16 protein-coding genes and 2 pseudogenes are annotated in these 17,909 nt (G+C 36.6%); 12 read left to right on the top strand and 6 right to left on the bottom strand.

Going from position 1 to position 17,909, the window contains the following annotated elements; translation table 11 throughout:
* Positions 1 to 166 precede the first annotated feature (166 nt).
* From AMS59_RS21160 to recQ, 3 genes are all read left to right on the top strand, one after another.
* Positions 167 to 742 (top strand): YdcF family protein, encoded by a 576-nt coding sequence (locus AMS59_RS21160; RefSeq protein WP_053485691.1) that lies wholly within the window; start codon positions 167 to 169, stop codon positions 740 to 742.
* A 645-nt stretch (positions 743 to 1,387) separates the two neighbouring features.
* Entirely contained in the window at positions 1,388 to 2,515 is a 1,128-nt protein-coding gene (locus AMS59_RS21155; RefSeq protein WP_234007872.1) for a hypothetical protein, read from the top strand.
* Between the two features lie 8 nt (positions 2,516 to 2,523).
* On the top strand, positions 2,524 to 4,299 hold the full coding sequence (gene recQ, locus AMS59_RS21150; protein WP_053485690.1) for a DNA helicase RecQ: 1,776 nt from the start codon (positions 2,524 to 2,526) through the stop codon (positions 4,297 to 4,299).
* 388 nt (positions 4,300 to 4,687) lie between these two features.
* Here recQ and AMS59_RS21145 read toward each other — a convergent pair.
* The 3 genes and pseudogenes from AMS59_RS21145 to msrA form a co-directional block, all read right to left on the bottom strand.
* Positions 4,688 to 4,950, bottom strand: a pseudogene (locus AMS59_RS21145) (transposase); the annotation flags it as partial.
* Between the two features lie 284 nt (positions 4,951 to 5,234).
* Positions 5,235 to 5,384, bottom strand: a pseudogene (locus AMS59_RS21140) (glyoxalase); the annotation flags it as partial.
* Between the two features lie 707 nt (positions 5,385 to 6,091).
* Positions 6,092 to 6,613 (bottom strand): peptide-methionine (S)-S-oxide reductase MsrA, encoded by a 522-nt coding sequence (gene msrA, locus AMS59_RS21135; protein WP_082337622.1) that lies wholly within the window; start codon positions 6,611 to 6,613, stop codon positions 6,092 to 6,094.
* A 176-nt stretch (positions 6,614 to 6,789) separates the two neighbouring features.
* Here msrA and AMS59_RS21130 point away from each other — a divergent pair, with 176 nt between their 5' ends.
* Entirely contained in the window at positions 6,790 to 7,740 is a 951-nt protein-coding gene (locus AMS59_RS21130) for an LCP family protein (protein ID WP_053485689.1), read from the top strand.
* 64 nt (positions 7,741 to 7,804) lie between these two features.
* Positions 7,805 to 9,004 carry an AI-2E family transporter gene (locus AMS59_RS21125; protein ID WP_053485688.1) on the top strand — a complete coding sequence of 400 codons (1,200 nt, stop codon included), beginning with the start codon at positions 7,805 to 7,807 and terminating at the stop codon, positions 9,002 to 9,004.
* A gap of 272 nt (positions 9,005 to 9,276) precedes the next feature.
* Here the strand turns inward: AMS59_RS21125 and AMS59_RS21120 are convergent, their stop codons facing one another.
* Positions 9,277 to 9,528: a hypothetical protein gene (locus AMS59_RS21120; protein WP_053485687.1), complete on the bottom strand. Its 252-nt coding sequence runs from the start codon at positions 9,526 to 9,528 to the stop codon at positions 9,277 to 9,279.
* Positions 9,529 to 9,694: 166 nt separating this feature from the next.
* On the opposite strand from AMS59_RS21120, the gene AMS59_RS26755 reads away from it, so the two are divergent.
* From AMS59_RS26755 to AMS59_RS21115, 3 genes are all read left to right on the top strand, one after another.
* Positions 9,695 to 9,829, top strand: a complete 135-nt coding sequence (locus tag AMS59_RS26755) for a hypothetical protein (protein WP_255350024.1) — start codon at positions 9,695 to 9,697, stop codon at positions 9,827 to 9,829.
* Positions 9,830 to 9,851: 22 nt separating this feature from the next.
* Positions 9,852 to 10,076: a hypothetical protein gene (locus AMS59_RS25585; protein ID WP_156304733.1), complete on the top strand. Its 225-nt coding sequence runs from the start codon at positions 9,852 to 9,854 to the stop codon at positions 10,074 to 10,076.
* Between the two features lie 210 nt (positions 10,077 to 10,286).
* Entirely contained in the window at positions 10,287 to 10,706 is a 420-nt protein-coding gene (locus AMS59_RS21115) for an NUDIX hydrolase (protein ID WP_053485686.1), read from the top strand.
* A 32-nt stretch (positions 10,707 to 10,738) separates the two neighbouring features.
* On the opposite strand, the gene AMS59_RS21110 is transcribed toward AMS59_RS21115, so the two are convergent.
* Complete coding sequence (locus tag AMS59_RS21110; protein WP_053485685.1) at positions 10,739 to 11,914, bottom strand: aminotransferase class I/II-fold pyridoxal phosphate-dependent enzyme; 1,176 nt, start codon at positions 11,912 to 11,914, stop codon at positions 10,739 to 10,741.
* A gap of 221 nt (positions 11,915 to 12,135) precedes the next feature.
* Between AMS59_RS21110 and AMS59_RS21105 the strand changes: the two genes are divergently transcribed.
* Positions 12,136 to 12,951 (top strand): hypothetical protein, encoded by an 816-nt coding sequence (locus tag AMS59_RS21105; protein WP_053485684.1) that lies wholly within the window; start codon positions 12,136 to 12,138, stop codon positions 12,949 to 12,951.
* 49 nt (positions 12,952 to 13,000) lie between these two features.
* Here AMS59_RS21105 and AMS59_RS21100 read toward each other — a convergent pair whose 3' ends face one another.
* The gene (locus AMS59_RS21100; protein ID WP_053485683.1) at positions 13,001 to 13,795 is read right to left on the bottom strand and encodes an enoyl-CoA hydratase/isomerase family protein; all 795 of its coding nucleotides are present in this window, start codon (positions 13,793 to 13,795) and stop codon (positions 13,001 to 13,003) included.
* A gap of 368 nt (positions 13,796 to 14,163) precedes the next feature.
* Here AMS59_RS21100 and AMS59_RS21095 point away from each other — a divergent pair, with 368 nt between their 5' ends.
* The 3 genes from AMS59_RS21095 (at position 14,164) to metK (ending at position 17,891) form a co-directional block, all read left to right on the top strand.
* Positions 14,164 to 15,039, top strand: a complete 876-nt coding sequence (locus tag AMS59_RS21095) for a site-specific integrase (protein ID WP_053485682.1) — start codon at positions 14,164 to 14,166, stop codon at positions 15,037 to 15,039.
* Positions 15,040 to 15,109: 70 nt separating this feature from the next.
* Positions 15,110 to 15,814 carry an alpha/beta fold hydrolase gene (locus tag AMS59_RS21090; RefSeq protein WP_053485681.1) on the top strand — a complete coding sequence of 235 codons (705 nt, stop codon included), beginning with the start codon at positions 15,110 to 15,112 and terminating at the stop codon, positions 15,812 to 15,814.
* Between the two features lie 901 nt (positions 15,815 to 16,715).
* Entirely contained in the window at positions 16,716 to 17,891 is a 1,176-nt protein-coding gene (metK, locus tag AMS59_RS21085; protein WP_053485680.1) for a methionine adenosyltransferase, read from the top strand.
* The last annotated feature ends 18 nt before the right edge of the window (positions 17,892 to 17,909 follow it).

The raw sequence follows: 17,909 nt of genomic DNA, 5'->3' as shown, positions 1-17,909 counted from the left end.
TCAAGTTGGAGAGCCTGTAAAACTCTGTTCGATTTGTTTAGCAACAATCTTTAAAAAAAAGCCATTTTTTAAATACTCTACATTTCATATTGAAATTTGTTACCGATAATTTATATAATGTCAATCATTACAGTTATAATGGTAATGTCTTATTAAGGAGGTTACTATGAAGAAGATATTCAAACTAATCATTACATTGCTCGCGGCAGTACTTGTTTTTTTCCTTGGCCTACACTTACTTATCGTGTCTCAAGGCAAAGATACCGCAAAAGAAAATGCAGATTACCTCATTGTATTAGGTACACGTTTAGATGGAGATAAACCTTCTAGTCTGCTGTACGAGCGCATAACGACCGCAGCTGCATACTTAAAAGAAAATCCAAATACAATTGCAATCGCTTCTGGTGGCCAGGGACAGGATGAAATTGTGTCTGAAGCTTCTGTAATTAAAAAATCATTAATGCAATTAGGTATTGATGAACAACGAATCATCACCGAATCCAATTCTACCCGTACCCTCGAAAACTTTCAGTATTCATTGGATTACATAGACAAAGATTCCACAGTTGTAGTTGTGACAAACCGATTCCATTTATATCGAGCCGAATCCATTGCTAAAGATTTAGGACTTAACGTTACCGGTTTACCAGCTGCAACACCATCCGAATTTCGTATTAAGTACTACTTCAGAGAATATTTAGCTATCGTGAAGTATTATTTAGAAAAAATACATATCATCTAAGATCACAGAGGAGTTACAACAAGAGAAGGACACTGACAATCACACAAACACAAACCATTCAAAATTTTTTCTACCAAAAACCTTATTTATTTCGGACACTCTTTAAGAGAGTACCTATACAAAAACAGGCGGTCTAGCCGAAATAGTCGTTTTTGTAAACAAATACAGTCAAATCGTAAACGTCGTCAACTATTGCTATACGGAAGACATGCCATTAACCGTCTTAATTTACAAAATATCAAGATAAAAAAACAGAGTTCATTTACAATCTTCTTGTAAATAAACTCTGTTTGATTTGTTTAGCAACAATCTTTGAGAAAATAGCCTTTTTTTAATAACATTTTAACCGCGAATAATAAGTCAATTTTCATAGCAAAGCTAAAAAAGAGACGTTTTTTATAGGTATAACGGATCGAATAAAAGGTGAGAGCACTATTTTTATAACACCCATCAATTAATAATATTATTATGTAAACTTGAAACGTATAAAAACCTTGTTTATGATAGAAAGGAAATAGATGTTTAACCTCTTTCAGCAAATTGTGTAGCGAAGGCAAAGCGTCAGCTTCAGAAGTCTTTACTCTAAGGTGACGAGATTCGCTGAAAGAAGTTAAAGCCTCCGGACACAATTATTCCGAGGCATAATTGATAGAAAGTTTTGGTGAACGTATGCGGAAAAAGATGCTCATTCTTGGAGCGACAGCTTTATTATTAACAGGCTGTGGAAATGAAACATTGGCAGAGGTGTTTCATACTAAAAAGACCGATGTGACAACGGAGAAGGCTGTGACGAAGCAGCAAGAAAAAATTGTACCGGAAGTAAAAGTAATTGGTGAGAACGGAATCGGTGCAGGGATCATTGTTAAAAAAGAGGACGCTAAGCTCTATATTGTGACAAATGGTGCGCTCGTATCTTCAAAGCCAACTGCGCTCGTGCAATTTAATAATGATAAACTTAAGGAAGCCGATGTGCACTATATATCTACAGCTTATAATATGGCCATTTTAGAAGTACCATATAACGCATCGGTAAAGGTGCCGAACGTCTATAACGGTGAATTAAATCAGTTAGCTGTTTATGTTGATAGCTTACCGCACATCATTAAAAAATATAGTGACAGAGTAGCAGCTTATTACATAGATGCAGATCAAAATACACTTATCGGGAGCCCCGTTCTAGAAGCTGAGAATGGTGAACTTGTGGGCATCTATTTTAAACGAAAGCAAAATGGTGTATCACAGCCATTTATATTGCCTTTTAAAGATATTGCACAGTTATTAGATGAATGGATCGAGGGTACTATGAAGACAAGTGATCGACTAGCACAATCGAAAAACTTATCCCATTATATAGAACAGGGCGATAAAGAAGCAGTCCAGCAAGCTATCGATCAATACGGAAAGAACATTTTTGCTTATAATGTCGATGAGATAAAGCTGTTTTTAGATACGTTTTATAAACATTTAAAAGCGGCTGTTGACATTCATGACGCTAGTATCATGAAGCCTTTTGTAGGTACAGACGATTTACAAAGCACACTGGATAATATGGTAGCGAATTATGCATCCAAACAAGCGAAAATACGTTTTTACAATACGACAATTAAAAACATCAGCATGGAAGGACAAAATATTGTAGTTCATGCTATAACAGAATATGTACTAACAAATTCTGCTGGTCAAGAGGCACTAGCGAACTCTATGATGGTATATGAAATAAATAAAAATAAACAGGGCGAGTATAAACTTATTCGTCTAACAACTGAGGAGTGAAAAGTTGGATGGAGCAAGCAAGACAAATGCTACAACATCATTTTGGCTATGATTCATTTCGCAATGGACAGGCACCAATTATTGAACAAACATTACGAGGTCAATCAAGTCTTTGTGTGATGCCAACTGGTGGAGGTAAATCCATTTGCTATCAAATTCCAGCACTCATGCTAGATGGCCTCACAGTCGTCATATCTCCTTTAATTTCTCTTATGCAAGATCAGGTAGAAGCATTACGAGCCGCAAATATTCCGGCCGCATATATTAATAGTACCTTGACCGTGCAAGAAGTGAATGAAACGATGCAGCTTGCGAGTGCAGGTTATTTAAAGCTTCTTTATATAGCTCCTGAGCGATTAGAGAGTGCAACATTTTTACAGGTACTATCAAATTTATCTGTACCGTTACTTGCTGTAGATGAAGCACACTGTATTTCTCAGTGGGGGCATGATTTTAGACCAAGTTACCGAGCAATCCAAAAATTATTTACATTGTGGCCACAAAAGCCAACAGTCTTAGCACTGACTGCTACAGCTACACCAGCTGTTTGTGATGATATTAGACAATTATTAGGAATTGACGAGCACTCAACGGTGATTACTGGCTTTTCGCGCGATAATTTAGCTTTCTCGGTGTTAATTGGTGAGAACAAAGAGCGTTATATTAAAAATTATTTAGTGAAAAACAAAAATGAAGCGGGTATTATTTATGCAGCGACACGAAAGGCTGTAGACGCTATCTATGAGCTTTTAAGTCGCTCGGGCGAAGCTGTAGCAAAATATCATGCGGGATTGTCTGAGGACATACGTATGTCGGAGCAGGAGCGCTTTTTAAAAGACGAGGCGCGCATTATGGTTGCTACCAATGCATTTGGAATGGGTATTGATAAGAGTAATGTACGCTTTGTCATCCATTATCAAATGCCGCGCAATATGGAAAGTTATTATCAGGAAGCGGGACGTGCAGGGCGTGACGGCTTGCCAAGTGCTTGTATCTTGCTGTATGCATCAGGTGATGTTCAAACACAGCGCTTTTTAATTGAACAAACACAGGATGAAACACGAATTGCACAGGAATTAGCGAAGCTGCAAACGATGGTTGATTATTGTCATACGGAAGGCTGTTTACAAAATGCCATCTTAACGTATTTTGACGACGAAGCAGGGACGCCTTGTAGCCGTTGTAGTAATTGTAATGATGGACGGGAAGTTAAAGATGTGACAGTAGATGCACAAAAGGTGTTAGCCTGTGTCGTAAGGATGGGGCAAAAATTTGGCAAGACAATGGTAGCCCAAGTGTTAATTGGCTCCAAAAACCAAAAGGTCTCAGAATTTGGCTTTGCAAGGCTGTCTACCTATGGCATTTTAAAAGGACAATATTCCTCAAAGGATGTCTCAAACTTTATTGAGTTTTTAATTGCTGAAGGCTTACTCGCTGTTAAACATGGTACGTTTCCGACTATATATGTACCCGAGGAAGGTAAAGAAGTTCTAATGGGGAATCGACAGGTCATGCGAAAAGAAGCTGTGACTGTGCGTAAGCTTGTAGATAATGATCCGCTATTTGAGCATTTACGATTATTGCGTAAAGAGATTGCAGATGAGGAAAAGGTACCACCATTTGTGGTGTTCTCTGATAAAACATTACGTGATTTATGTGACAAAAAACCGACGGAGCTAGAAGACTTACGACATGTTAGTGGGATTGGTGAAGTAAAATTCGAAAAATACGGCAAGCGTTTCTTCGATGCTCTTCAGTCTTTTTTGAAAACAACAACAAACTAAAGGAAAAGGGAAGTGCTTAATTCAAATGAATTAGGCACTTCCTTTTTATTCGCAAAGTATTACAATCCACTATTTATCTCAAAGTTCGATCAGTCTGCCTCCAGGATCTTTAATCCAAATAAACTTCCCAAATTCACGAGGGCACTGAAAAAGTCCATATCTTCTCACATTGCGAGGTATTCAACGATTAAATCGTTGAATACCTCGCTTTTTTCATTTTAACTCTACTGTTGTTTTCCGAAGCATTCCGCTCGCTTTCCGCGGGCGAGCGCCGAGCCTCCTCCTACGCTTCACTTCGTGCGGGGTCTCGTCTGTCTCGCTTTCCCGCAGGAGTCGAGCGATGCTTCTCCAATCAACGCAATGTATCATACTATTATTTTAGTCATGCTTCAATGTCCGGATCTTCTGACGCCATATCCAAGAAATATTTGAATGACATATCATACTTTGAACGCTCTACAAGGTCGACGTCTGATACATCAAAAATCGCTTTTAATAATAAGTACTTAAACATGCGAATTGGAGGAATGGCATTGCGTCCATTAAATCAACAAGTTCATTGATTTGGCGAAGCATATTATCTTTTGGTACAACAATATCGTAAATCGCCATATATGGACTTAAATTAAGGGTTTCTTGATTTGAAATCATCGGGGGCACCACCTGCACATTAATTCTTTATTATAAAGGAAAAGTTCGCTTACAAAATTTCGTCGGCTTCGTCTTCAAGACGTAAGCTTATTAGACATGCTCATTGGGAAAACGGTTGCATCGACTGCGGGTGTATTTGGCATGGGAATTCAAGGTGCTACAACGATATTCGCTGTCAATTTGAAACGGATATTAAAGTTACTAAACGAAAATGAATAAGGACTAGAGACAGAAATAAGGAATATAGACAGAAATAAGGCACTTCCTGTTCAAAACTGAACATTTCAGTGCCCTCCAAATTCACTAATCTCTTTTTCTTTTTCAAGAGGTACACCAATATGTTCAAGATGCTTAATCGTCTCGTTTATGTCATGTACTTGAAAATTTAACATCAATGGTTGTTCTGTTGGTAAATAACTGTCATCTTCGGTGAAGCTCATATAAGAACTAAAGAGGTGGTTTTTATCAAACTTTTTTACAAAGCTACAGAAACAAAACAAAACAAATAACCCGGGAATAATATCCCGGGCTTGATCCTCACTTACTTATAGTGCTCCATGACACACTGCCTCGCTTCCGCATTGATCTTAAATTTTTAAGACAACTGTGCTTTAGCTTCATTCAGCTTTGATGGTCCTTCTGAGTTACCGGTCAGCCCCACTCATCGGGTTAACCCTCCTTGTCATTGGATTTGAAGTGAAATCTTTAATAGTATAGACCGTTTATTATTTTTAATACACGTTAAAGATTAAAAACGAAAGAAGTGATTTTTTTTATTAAATTTTATGCAAACGATTAATCTTTTTTCAAAGCAACAGTATCAAAACAAAAAAATAACCCGGGAATAATATCCCGGGCTTGATCCTCACTTACTTATAGTGCTCCATGACACACTGCCTCGCTTCCGCATTGATCTTAAATTTTAAGACAACTGTGCTTTAGCTTCATTCAGCTTTGATGGTCCTTCTGAGTTACCGGTCAGCCCCACTCATCGGGTTAACCCTCCTTGTCATTGGATTTGAAGTGAAATCTTTAATAGTATAGACCGTACATTATTTTTTATACACGTTATTAAAAGAAGTGAAAAAATCCATTTCGAAAACGCTTAAAAATAGGTGAGTCGTCAATCAAAATGGAGTTGTTATTTCTCCCAATGCTTATCGATGAACTGATCTCGACCAGAAAGCGCTCTGTCCTGCTGATAATGCTCCGACTCTTTTTTATAATAGTCTTGATGATAATCTTCTGCAGGGTAGAAGTGCTTGGCATCGCGAATTGTGGTTACAATAGGTTTAACAAAGCGACCACTTTTTGCCAGCTTTTCCTTGGATGCTTCTGCAATACGCTTTTGCTCTTCTGAATAAGTAAAGATTGCCGTCGAGTAAGATTCACCACGGTCATGGAATTGCCCATAAGCATCCGTTGGGTCGATTTGCATCCAGTAGATATCTAGGAGTTGCTCATAACTAAAAATGCTAGGGTCGAATTCAATTTCGACTACTTCTAAATGGCCAGAAGTTCCTTTTTTGACATCCTCATAAGTAGGGTTGTCTATATGGCCACCCATGTAACCCGAAGTGACCTTATGTATTCCGTCCCATTCAACAAATGGCTTTACCATACACCAAAAACAACCGCCAGCAAACGTAGCTTTCTCGATCATGTTTATCATCCTTTCTTGCGTGAAAATATTATAGCATTATTTTGTTCATTACTGGCAAATAGGGTGTAAAATAACCTATAAATAGTTGTTGTTAGGATTGGGAAAATAAGATAAAATGAACCTTTCTTTATATGGAATCGTTACATTAACTATAAAAAATAGAGGAGTTAACAGTTATGGAAGAGCAAGATTATTCAAGACGCTCACAACGTCCAAAAAAACGTCGCTTGCGTAAAGGGAGAACATTGTTCACATTGTTATTACTTTGTGTCATTGTGATTGTAGGTTATTCCGTTATGCAATATCGAAGTGGGCTAAAATTGGCAAGTGATACAAAAGTAGCCCAAGAGGATTTCACCGGTGATCCAGTAAAAGGTGATGTTGAAAACTATTTATTATTAGGAATCGATACTCGTGGTGAAGAAAAATCACGTACAGATACAATGATGGTATTATCTTGGAATAAGAAAACAAATGATGTCAAGCTCGTGTCTTTAATGCGAGATATTTATGCGGATATTCCAGGTTATAGATCTTATAAACTTAATACGGCTTACTATTTAGACGGTGTTCAATTATTAAAGGATACGATTGGTAATATGTTTGGCCTGCCGATTAATCATTATGCAATTATCGATTTCAAAAATTTTGAATCACTTGTAGATATAATTGCGCCAAATGGCGTTGAAATGGATATAGATAAGGATATGTCCGAAAAAATTGGCGTTTCATTAAAACAAGGCGTGCATAACTTAAACGGTAAAGAATTACTTGGCTTTGCCCGTTTCCGTCACGATGAAAAAGGGGATTTTGGTCGAGTAGAACGTCAGCAAAAAGTTATCGAAGCCTTAAAGAATGAAATTTTATCGCCTCAAAATATGTTGAACTTACCAAAATTCGTAGGTGCAGCACAAGGTTATATAACAACGGACTATTCATCAGCAGGGGAGATTCAACAAGTGCTGAAAATGGTGTCGAAGGGTAAAGTCAAAATAGAAAAAGCAACTATTCCAATTGAAGGTAGTTATAGTTTCAAAAACATTAGTGGTGTCGGGGATTCAATTATTATTAATGTAGAGAAAAATAAAGAATTTTTACGTAATTTTTTAGGCATTTCCCTAGAGTGATTTTTCGCAAAATCCAACATTATCCTGTACTATGTGAGTATAGGATTTGTATTGGGGTGAGTAGATGGAAAAAGAAAGACCAAGAGAGCGTTCGAATTTCTTTTCGACGAAGTTTATTCGCTTTTTAGGTGGTAAAAACTTATTTTTTACACTGATTATTTTATTATTGCTAGCATGCGTTATTTTTATGTTCCAAAAAGTTTCCTTTATATTTACCCCGCTGAAAGTTTTATTTGAGGTAGTTATTCTACCAGGGGTACTTGCCAGTATTGGGTATTATTTATTACGTCCAATAGTAGGGCTATTCGAAAGATGGCGTATCCCAAGAGTTTGGGGTATCTTTCTTCTATATATCATTCTGATTGGCATAATAACGTTATTAGTAGTACTTGTCTATCCGTTTTTGCGAGACCAGTTTACTAATTTAGTTCAGGAATTCCCAGGGTACTTTATGGCGTTCACGCAAAATATTGCTGATTATTTTAATAATTCACGTATCAACGAGTACCTAGATAAAATTAATTTAAACTATGATTCAATGGTGACGAATTTTACTACGGATACGATAGAGACGGTAAAAAATACAGCTGCTAATATAGCGCAAGGCGTGGCATCTGGTATTACTGGCTTCGTTTCAACGTTAACAGGAATTGTTTTATCATTAGTTACGGTGCCATTTATTTTATTTTATTTACTTAAAGATGGCGAAAAACTTCCGAGCTTTATTTTAAAAATGTGCCCGCCACGTATGCGCAAAGAAGTACACGAAATTTTCCATGACATGGACAAGCAAATTAGTTCCTATATTCAAGGACAAATTTTAGTATCAATGTGCATAGGTGCAATGGTGACAATCGGCTTTTTAATTATCGGTATGAAATATGCCTTATTGCTTGGATTCCTTGCTATGATTACGAGTGTGGTTCCATACTTAGGGCCAGTGATCGCCATTACGCCAGCGGTCATTATCGCTCTTGTTACATCGCCATTCATGCTTTTTAAGCTAGCCATTGTTTGGACGGTTGTACAACTAATTGAAGGGAAATTCATTTCTCCTCAAATTATGGGTAAATCACTGAGTATCCATCCAATTACAATTATTTTCGTCTTATTAACGGCTGGTTCTTTATTTGGCGTACCAGGTGTCATTTTAGGGATTCCAGGCTATGCCATCGTTAAAGTGCTTGTAACACATTTATTCAAGCTATTTAAACAGCGTTATAATCGTTACGAGGATGAGATCCATCAAAAATATGATGTGTAAGAAGAGACAGCTACTGCGAACGTGCAGTAGCTGTTTTTTATATGAATCTTTCAAACAGAGAATGAGCTAGATTTCAGCATCGGTATTTTAGGTGGGGCAGAACAGTACAAAATGCTTGAAGTATGGAGCAGTTACAGCGACAAAAGGTTCAAATAAAACTAGATTGTCCAAACTAAATTAAAATATGAACATGATCAAAAGAGGTTGTTCAATGGTCGCATAAGAACTGACCATTGGACAACCTCTTTGTTATTTGTAATATTGTATATTTTTTAGTTGTCTTCTCTAGTTATTGTTTTGAATGTATGGATTACGTTTCCTCGATTATCGTATAGTATAGCTGTACCATCAGTTGCATTGTATTTTTCCATCCATTCATTAACCATACGTTCTAGATATGCTTCTAATTCTTGCGATGTTATCTTATTACTTGATACTTCTGTGTTAGTTTCTTTCGCTAAAATTGAGTTAGGCATTAAAAGAACGCAGCTACCAAGTAGAATTGCAGTCAATAATTTTTTCATTTATAGATAACCCTCCATAATGGATTTTTTCACTAAAAAGTATATAGGTACAAGTTATGTTATAGAAAAGGGATTTATTACGTCTCCATCCAAATTAAATCTGTTGCAAAATAGGAGCGTGAAGGTATTTACGGATATTTGTAGAAAATTGAACGGGAGGTGTTTTATGAAAAAGGTGTTATTAAATTGGTATACTAATTTTCCTTGGTTGGAGCATATTCGTTTTTCACAACAAACGCCATCTTCCTCCACTTCCTATAGAAAATATAAGCAAAAAAGCAGTAATAGAAAAAATAAATGATTCTGAGAAACAACTTGTTAAATTGTCGAACGAAAACGGTCATCAATGGTATGTAATAAATGAACGAAATACATCCGTGGCTGATAAAATGATCAAGGAAATGGTTGATCAAAAAGGTTGGATTTTTAAACAAAAGGATAGTAATGGATTCTTCTTTGAAAGACATGGAGAAAATTTGATTGTAGCGACACAAAAGTGGACTGGGGATTATGTGTTTGTGAAAATTCCAGCCAACTTTAATGAATAAGAACGTACGTATTAAAGGAGGATTTTATGGGATATATAAAAGATTTGCGTAAAGTAGTTGGAACCAGACCATTAACTTCTTTCAGCGGGTGTCCAGACATCCGCTAAAAGAAGTTAAAGCCTCCGGCGGATGTCACGGAATCGGAAAGGAGTGCTTTGTGCAAGCACAAAGCCGATTCCAGACGCAATTATGCCATGGCATAATTGATTTATGTGTGGTGCTTGTGTATTGGTCATTAATAATCGTCGACAGGTTTTAATGCAGCTTCGGAAAGATAACGGGTGTTGGGGGTTAATTGGAGGATCAATGGAGCTAGGTGAAACATTAGAGCAAGTTGCCCATCGAGAATTATTTGAGGAAACAGGGCTTTCGGCTAAAAACCTAAAATTAATCAATACGTATTCTGGACAAGATTTTTATTATCAATATCCGCATGGTGATGAAGTTTATAACGTTGTTACAGCATTTGAATGCAAAGAATATAGTGGCCGCCTCATTCATGATGAGGAGGAGGCGACAATGTTACAATTTTTCCCTTTAGGTGATTTACCCAAAAATATTAGTCCACCTGATAGACCGATACTTGAGGATTACATAGGTAGCAATAGCAAAAACCCTTCCAACCATTAAAGTTAGAAGGGCTTTTCATGTTGTTTATATGATTATCTTTGTGGTGTCACTTGCACTTGTGCTAAACGATCAACAGCTTCTTGCAACAATTCTTTCGGTTGTACTAATGCTAAACGTAAATAGCCTTGTCCAGCCGAGCCAAATACTGTACCTGGGACTGTCACGATACCAGCTTGTTCAATTAGTTTGAAGGCTAGCTCAGTGCAGTCAATATCGTACGGATATTTTGCCCAGACGAACATGCCACCGTCAGAAGGAGCTGCATCCCATCCTAAGGCACGTAAACCGTTCATTAATGTTTTATGGCGTTCTGAGAAGGTTGCACGTAGGCTTGCTGTAATTTCTTCTGCGTTATCAAGTGCTACGACCGCTGCATCTTGAATTGGCTCGAAAATACCGAAATCTAAATTTGATTTTAACTGTTTTAAGATTGAAATCATCTCAGCATTCCCCGCGATATAAGCGATACGTGTACCAGCAAGGCTAAAGCTTTTCGATAATGAGTTAATTTCCATCCCAACTTCTTTTGCGCCAGGAGTGGCTAGGAAGCTAATTGGGCCATCACCAGTAAAGTAGAACTCAGAGTATGCCGCATCATGTAGTACGATTATATTGTATTTTTTCGCAAAGGCAATGACTTTTTCAAAATAGGCGATTGAAGGCATTGCAGGCACAGGATTACCTGGTAAGTTTAAAATTAGTAGTTTTGCTTTTTGCGCGATCTCTTCAGGAACAGCATCTAAGTCTGGTAAATAATCGTTGTCAGCTGTTTGAGGCATATAGTAAGGTGTTGCGCCAGCTAGATGAATCCCTGCATCGTAGGCAACGTAAGCTGGGTTAGTGGATAATACGATATCTCCTGGGTCACAAAAGGCGATTGGTAAATGTACTAAGCCCTCTTGAGAGCCAATTGTTTGAATGATTTCAGAAGCGGGATCTAAATCAACATTGCTACGACGTTTATAATAGCGACTAACAGCTTCGTAAAAACGTTGAGTACCTGTTAATGTATACCCGTAAGATTCTGCTAAACCAGCTCTATACGATAAATGTTCGCGAATTTTAGCGTCAGGGGGTAGGTCTGGACTACCTAAGCTTAAGTCAATCATTTTCATACCTTTCGCTTCCTGTTGCTTAGCATGATTTTTTAAATCTCCGAAAATTGCTGTTGTAAATAAAGACATTTTTTTAGATGGTACGATTTTCAAACTAGTACACTCCTTATAGTTGTATAACAGAATAGTAGTTCACATTTTATCATACTAAAGCACATAAAGGGAAAGTTATTCTGAAAAAAGAATATATTTCAATAATGGAGAAGATGTATGTATAGGCTAGCAAGAATCATCTAACTAATGCTGGAAATAATATTTTTGACGGAAAAAATGGAACGTTTCTGCTATCATGAAATGGAAAGGAGCTGTTAGTCATGAATGTTTATTCTTTAAGTGGTCCAAGTGGAACAGGGAAAAGTACAAGCGCACTAGTTTTCGCCCATAAAATTGGGGTAGAGGCTCTTATTGATGATGGTCTTCTCATTATTAAAGGTGTGAAAGTAGCAGGTATCTCCGCAAAATTTGAGAAAAATACGATTACAGCCGTTCGTCGAGCCATTTTTACAGATGATACCCACCGTGAGGAAGTAAAAAAAGCACTTGATACATATAAAGTACAATCGATTTTACTGATCGGCACGTCCGATAAAATGACAAAGACGATAGCTCGACAGCTTGAGCTTGGTCCTTTCGATAAATGTTACTATGTTGAGGATGTCCGTTCCCAAAAAGAAATTGCTAAAGCTCGTTTTATTCGACAGACACAGGGGAAGCATGTTATGCCAATACCGTACCGTCAAGTAGAGCAAAACTTTTTTAAACGGCTCGTTCAAAAAGGGATAGAGATTTTCTCTTCAAAACGTGAAAAAATAGGGGAGACGACGATTGTTCGACCTGATTTTCAACAGGAATATATCGATATTGGCAGGCATGTTTATGTGCAGCTACTAACGTATTGCTGTTTAAATGAAGACATCGTACACAAAGTCGAGCACGTTCAATTCGTATTAGGTGATCTAGCACAAGCAACGATTACATTACAGCTAAAGCTACCCATTCATTATTCCTTACCAGATCGATTGTATGCATTACAAAAAACGATACAAAAGGAATTTCAACAGCATTTTGGTTATGAATTAGATGCGATTCATCTTCACATTAAATCGGTAGTGTTAAAGAGAAAATCTTAAAAAACAGGTACTCCATTCGCGAGTTAGGGGCGAGCAGAGTACCTGTTTGTTATTTTGATTGACGCTTAAATTGTGGCTGACGTTTTTCTACAAAGGCACTGCAGCCCTCTGTAAAATCCTTTCCGACAAACGGTGTTGAACCTTGCCATAAAGTTGGTACACTGTCTACGCATTCTTGCACAGATTTCTTCACAGCTAGTAAAGATTCAGGTGACATTCCTGCAACTAACTTACCCATACGAATCATGTATTTATTTAAGTCTTTTTCAGTGACTAAATAGTTAAGCATACCAAGCTTAAAAGCCTCTTCAGCTTTAAACATACGCCCGGTAAATACTAAATCCTTCGTTGTTGAAGGGCCAACAAGTTGAACTAAACGTTGAGCAAACTTGTTATTTAAAGTGATGCCTAATTTACCGACAGGGATCCCGAGCTTTGCTTTTTCAGAGCCGATACGGATATCACAAGCTAATGCAAGCTCTAAACCAGCACCCATTGCAGGACCATTAATAACGCCAATCGTTGGAATCGGTAAACGTTCAATTGTAGAAATCGTTTTTTCCATATGTACAAATGCTTCTTCGGCTTTTTCAAGTGAAATGGCGTTGAATTCTTTTATATCAGAGCCGGCCGTAAAGTTTTCACCAGAGCCACGTAATATCAATACTTTATTTTTCGGATTATCTAATACTTGTAAGGCAATTTTAGCTAATTGATCCCACATATTTGCTGTTAGCGCATTTTTAGCTTGTGGGCGATGGATCGTAATAATCGCTAGCCCAGCAGTTTCTTGATAAATAATTTTTGCGTCCTCTGCTTCAAGTCGAGTTGTTTTTACTTGCATACTTGAAAAGCCCCCTACATTTTATAGTTGATATTCTTATTATATAACACAAACGGTAATAAACACTAAATTATACGAATTTTCATGTAAATTAGACTAGTTATACAAGAATAGGGTCATTTTATAGAAATTGTACTACAACAGAGTGCGGAAAATTACTATTGTAAGAAAATAAAAGATGTGGGACACTGCTATAGGATCATTTGTTTCTTCGATTTGAAAGTAGCATTTGAACACTGGAAGCGAGATTGTGTATGAATACTACAGATTATCCGACAATACGATTTGTAGAATTTAATTATAAACTGACGCACCAAAATATAGTAAACTGAAATTAAAACACGCACAGTTACTAAGGAGGTTACAAGATGGTCACACTAGTGGAGGCATGGAACAGCTATTTTTTACTTTTAAACTCTTTGAGGAAAAGTGCTGCTACGAAAAAGCAGTACAATATCGATGGACAGCAATTTTTAGCGTTTGCTCATGAGAACAACTACTTGTATGTGGATCATCATTTAAAAGAATTGTTATTTGTGTATAGTAATTATTTGAAAGAAACCTACGCGAATATCAACACATTTAATCATAAAATTGCTACATTACGAGGCTTTATAGACTTTGTCTTTTTAAGAGAATGGGTGGAGCCCTTTGACTATGAGGGCATTTTACAGCCAAAAAAGAGACAAAAAGAGGCTCTAACATTACTAACAAAGAAACAATTAATGCAAATTGCAAATGTCTGGCCAACTTATTTTCAATACGCTAAAACTATGGAGCATGCCTGGCTGGCAAGACGGAATGGCTGCATCGTCCAAATACTTATGGAAACGGGATGTAAGCCAGCAGAGCTTGTACGTATGAAATGGTCTCATATTCATTTTGACTCATCGGTAGTTCACATTGCTAATCAAAATGGGCGTAGAGAAATAAAGTTTTCTCCAATATTAATGGACATGCTGGAGCACTATAAAAATGCAACAGAGGAAATACATGAAGAAAAGCTGGGGGAATGGCTTTGGGTAAGTGAGGCTAGTCAATCAAAAGCCATCTCAACAAAAACAATTGAGCGAATTTTCCAAACGATTTCAAAGGATATTGGCACAAATGTGAGAGCCACGGATTTGCGCTACACCGTCATGCAAAAGGCATTTCAAAGTGAAAAAACAATCGAAAATATTCAGGAAAAGATGGGCTATGTACGAAAATGGGTGCTTACTGAAAGACAGGGGCGTTTTGAATAGAAGTTTTCTAACAAAGAGTCGAAGTAGCGTTTTAAGGAGAACCTAGAATAACTGAAATGGGGATATCTAAATGCGTTCTATTGAAAGCTTTACTATTAATGGTGTTAAAATCCAATATATAGAAACAACAAACTGTGATCAAAAATTATTACCTCTTGTATATATCCCTGGTGCTCTAGGGAATGCTGAACAATTTATTGTAGAAATGGAATCTCTTTTCCCTAGACATTGTATCTCTATAAGTTTAAGAGGGCGAGGAAAAAGTGATGCCCCACTAAGTGGTTACACTTTTGAAGAACATATATTGGATATTACTTCAGTTATTAAGGAGAGTAATATTAATGCCTACTGTTTAATGGCATATTCTATGGGTGTTCCCTATGCGATAAAATATGCAGCCATGAATTCTAGCGAAATAAAGGGGCTAATATTATGTGATTATCCTGCAATATATCCTCTAATTCAAGAAACATGGATAGAAGCCGTTGGTAAATTAGTAGAAGAGGGTAGGGATCATGTAGTTAGAGGTATTCAGAGAGATTCAAAAGACATAGTTTTATGGGAAGAATTAAAGGAAATTAATTGTCCTGTCTTAGTTCTTAAGGGTGGTACGAAAGGATCATTACTAAGTACAGATGAGGCAGAAAAATATAAAAGTAACTTGAAAAATGTTGAGCTCATAGAATTTTCAGAGTCGGGCCATGAATTATGGATCCCAGACTATAACAAATTTATAAATACAATAACAGATTATTTAAATAAGATTGATATCTAAATATTATATTAAAGCTCAATTAATTATACTTTGGCATAATTGATTCATTCCAGTATAGTTTTTTCGGCTCTATTGGATTGTTATTAAGAGTGTACAAATTATCTATAACAATGGATAATTTGTGCACTCTTTTAAAATTTAATTGAATACTACATGTTTTAAATCAGGTGTGTAGATTAGGGAAATATAAGGTTGTTATTCAAGGAATTGGCGAGCAGCCGTAGTGGAAATCAACCTAGCAATTTAATAATTATGGTTAAAATTATTTAATGAATACACCTGGTTTGAAATCAAAGAATCGTCATGGTCTTTTTAAAACTGACCGAAAATAATATTCCGAATTATAGAAATTTAAATGATTTCTATAAATAAAAGACTCTAATAATTTCTTTATCTTCTTTGCTAATCTAAAATTTTTTATGTTTACAATATGTTATTTTGACGCTTCTATTAACAAATTAAATAGGAGTTTATACTATTGTAATAATAAAAAAGCTATATATGCATTATTATTCATTTTTATTAATAAAAATAAAGTGTTTACAAAAAGCTTGACTTAGTATTTTTGTTACAAAACGGTAAATGAATTAATTTTCATAGCGATTAATCCTAAAAAAATATTAAAAAATAAATTGACACTCAAATGTTTATGACTTAATATGAGTCTCAGCATAATAATATAGCTCTTATTAATAACCGTTGAGACGAGGGGTCGAAGATACGGTGGCCAAACAATTTAGTTCATCATGAATTAAATCCAGTGGGCCGAACCTGAGCACAAAATTTATCTTTTGTGAACAATAAGAGGAACAGCAGCTGATAGTATTCGAAGCTTTCCTTAAAATTGGGTGAGCTTTTTTTTATGCCCTAAAATCTATAAATTTGTTAGGAGCAGTGAAAATTGTCAGAAAAAATATTATTCACATCGGAGTCTGTATCGGAAGGACATCCAGATAAAATTGCAGACCAAATTTCAGATGCAGTATTAGACGCAGCATTATTACAAGATCCGCTATCTCGTGTGGCATGTGAAGTATTCACAACTACAAACACAGTAATTGTTGGTGGAGAGATCACAACAAAAGCAGAACTAGATATCGAAAAAATTGCCCGTGATACCCTAATCAGCATTGGTTACACAGATGATAAGTTCGGCATTGATGGTCATAACTGCAATGTACAAGTTTTAGTACACACGCAATCTCCTGATATCGCAATGGGTGTTGATTCTTCTAGCGATACAAAAGAAGTTGGTGCAGGTGACCAAGGTATTATGTTCGGCTTTGCGACTAATGAAACTGAGAACTATATGCCTTTAGCCATTGAAATGGCGCATATGCTTGTAAAACGTGCAACTGAGCAACGCAAAAATGGTCAATTTAAATGGGCTCGCCCAGATATGAAATCACAAGTAACAATTGATTATTCAGATAGTATGCAACCTAAAATTGATACTGTTTTAATGTCAATACAACATGATGATGATTTTGACCGAGTAGCATTCATTGATTACGTTACAGAAAACGTAATTAAAGCTGTTGCAAAGCAATTTGGTATGAATGAAGACTTCCGCATTTTAATTAATCCTACTGGTCGTTTCGTTGTAGGCGGACCACACGGAGATGCAGGTTTAACAGGACGTAAGATTATTGTTGATACTTATGGCGGCGCAGCTCGTCATGGTGGTGGCGCATTCTCTGGTAAAGACTGTACAAAAGTTGACCGTTCAGCGGCTTACGCAGCGCGATACGTTGCGAAAAATATTGTTGCAGCAGGCTTGGCAGAAAAATGTGAAATTCAATTATCATATGCAATTGGTGTAAGTGAACCAATTAGTATCGCTTTAGAAACATTTGGTACAGAAAAAGTAGCGAAAGAAGACATTTTAATAGCGATTCGTCAATTATTCGACTTAACACCAACAGGCATTATTAACATGCTAAATCTACGTAAACCGCAATATCAACAAGTTGCAGCTTATGGTCACTTTGGACGTAGTGATGTAAACGTAACTTGGGAAAATACAGACAAAGTTTCAGAATTACAGCAACTCTTAGCAGTTGCTATTGGTCAATAATGCAGTGCGTGCAAGATC

Source organism: Lysinibacillus sp. FJAT-14745 (assembly GCF_001275675.1).
Lineage (GTDB): Bacteria > Bacillota > Bacilli > Bacillales_A > Planococcaceae > Lysinibacillus.
This window is presented reverse-complemented; position numbering and strand designations above follow the sequence as displayed.

Excerpts from the sequence above, each read along its gene's own strand:
- AMS59_RS21160 (WP_053485691.1), top strand. The coding sequence starts at position 167 with ATGAAGAAGATATTCAAACTAATCATTACATTGCTCGCGGCAGTACTT.
- recQ (WP_053485690.1), top strand. The coding sequence starts at position 2,524 with ATGGAGCAAGCAAGACAAATGCTACAACATCATTTTGGCTATGATTCA.
- msrA (WP_082337622.1), bottom strand. The coding sequence starts at position 6,613 with ATGATCGAGAAAGCTACGTTTGCTGGCGGTTGTTTTTGGTGTATGGTA.
- AMS59_RS21130 (WP_053485689.1), top strand. The coding sequence starts at position 6,790 with ATGGAAGAGCAAGATTATTCAAGACGCTCACAACGTCCAAAAAAACGT.
- AMS59_RS21125 (WP_053485688.1), top strand. The coding sequence starts at position 7,805 with ATGGAAAAAGAAAGACCAAGAGAGCGTTCGAATTTCTTTTCGACGAAG.
- AMS59_RS21120 (WP_053485687.1), bottom strand. The coding sequence starts at position 9,528 with ATGAAAAAATTATTGACTGCAATTCTACTTGGTAGCTGCGTTCTTTTA.
- AMS59_RS26755 (WP_255350024.1), top strand. The coding sequence starts at position 9,695 with ATGAAAAAGGTGTTATTAAATTGGTATACTAATTTTCCTTGGTTGGAG.
- AMS59_RS21115 (WP_053485686.1), top strand. The coding sequence starts at position 10,287 with ATGTGTGGTGCTTGTGTATTGGTCATTAATAATCGTCGACAGGTTTTA.
- AMS59_RS21105 (WP_053485684.1), top strand. The coding sequence starts at position 12,136 with ATGAATGTTTATTCTTTAAGTGGTCCAAGTGGAACAGGGAAAAGTACA.
- AMS59_RS21100 (WP_053485683.1), bottom strand. The coding sequence starts at position 13,795 with ATGCAAGTAAAAACAACTCGACTTGAAGCAGAGGACGCAAAAATTATT.
- AMS59_RS21095 (WP_053485682.1), top strand. The coding sequence starts at position 14,164 with ATGGTCACACTAGTGGAGGCATGGAACAGCTATTTTTTACTTTTAAAC.
- AMS59_RS21090 (WP_053485681.1), top strand. The coding sequence starts at position 15,110 with ATGCGTTCTATTGAAAGCTTTACTATTAATGGTGTTAAAATCCAATAT.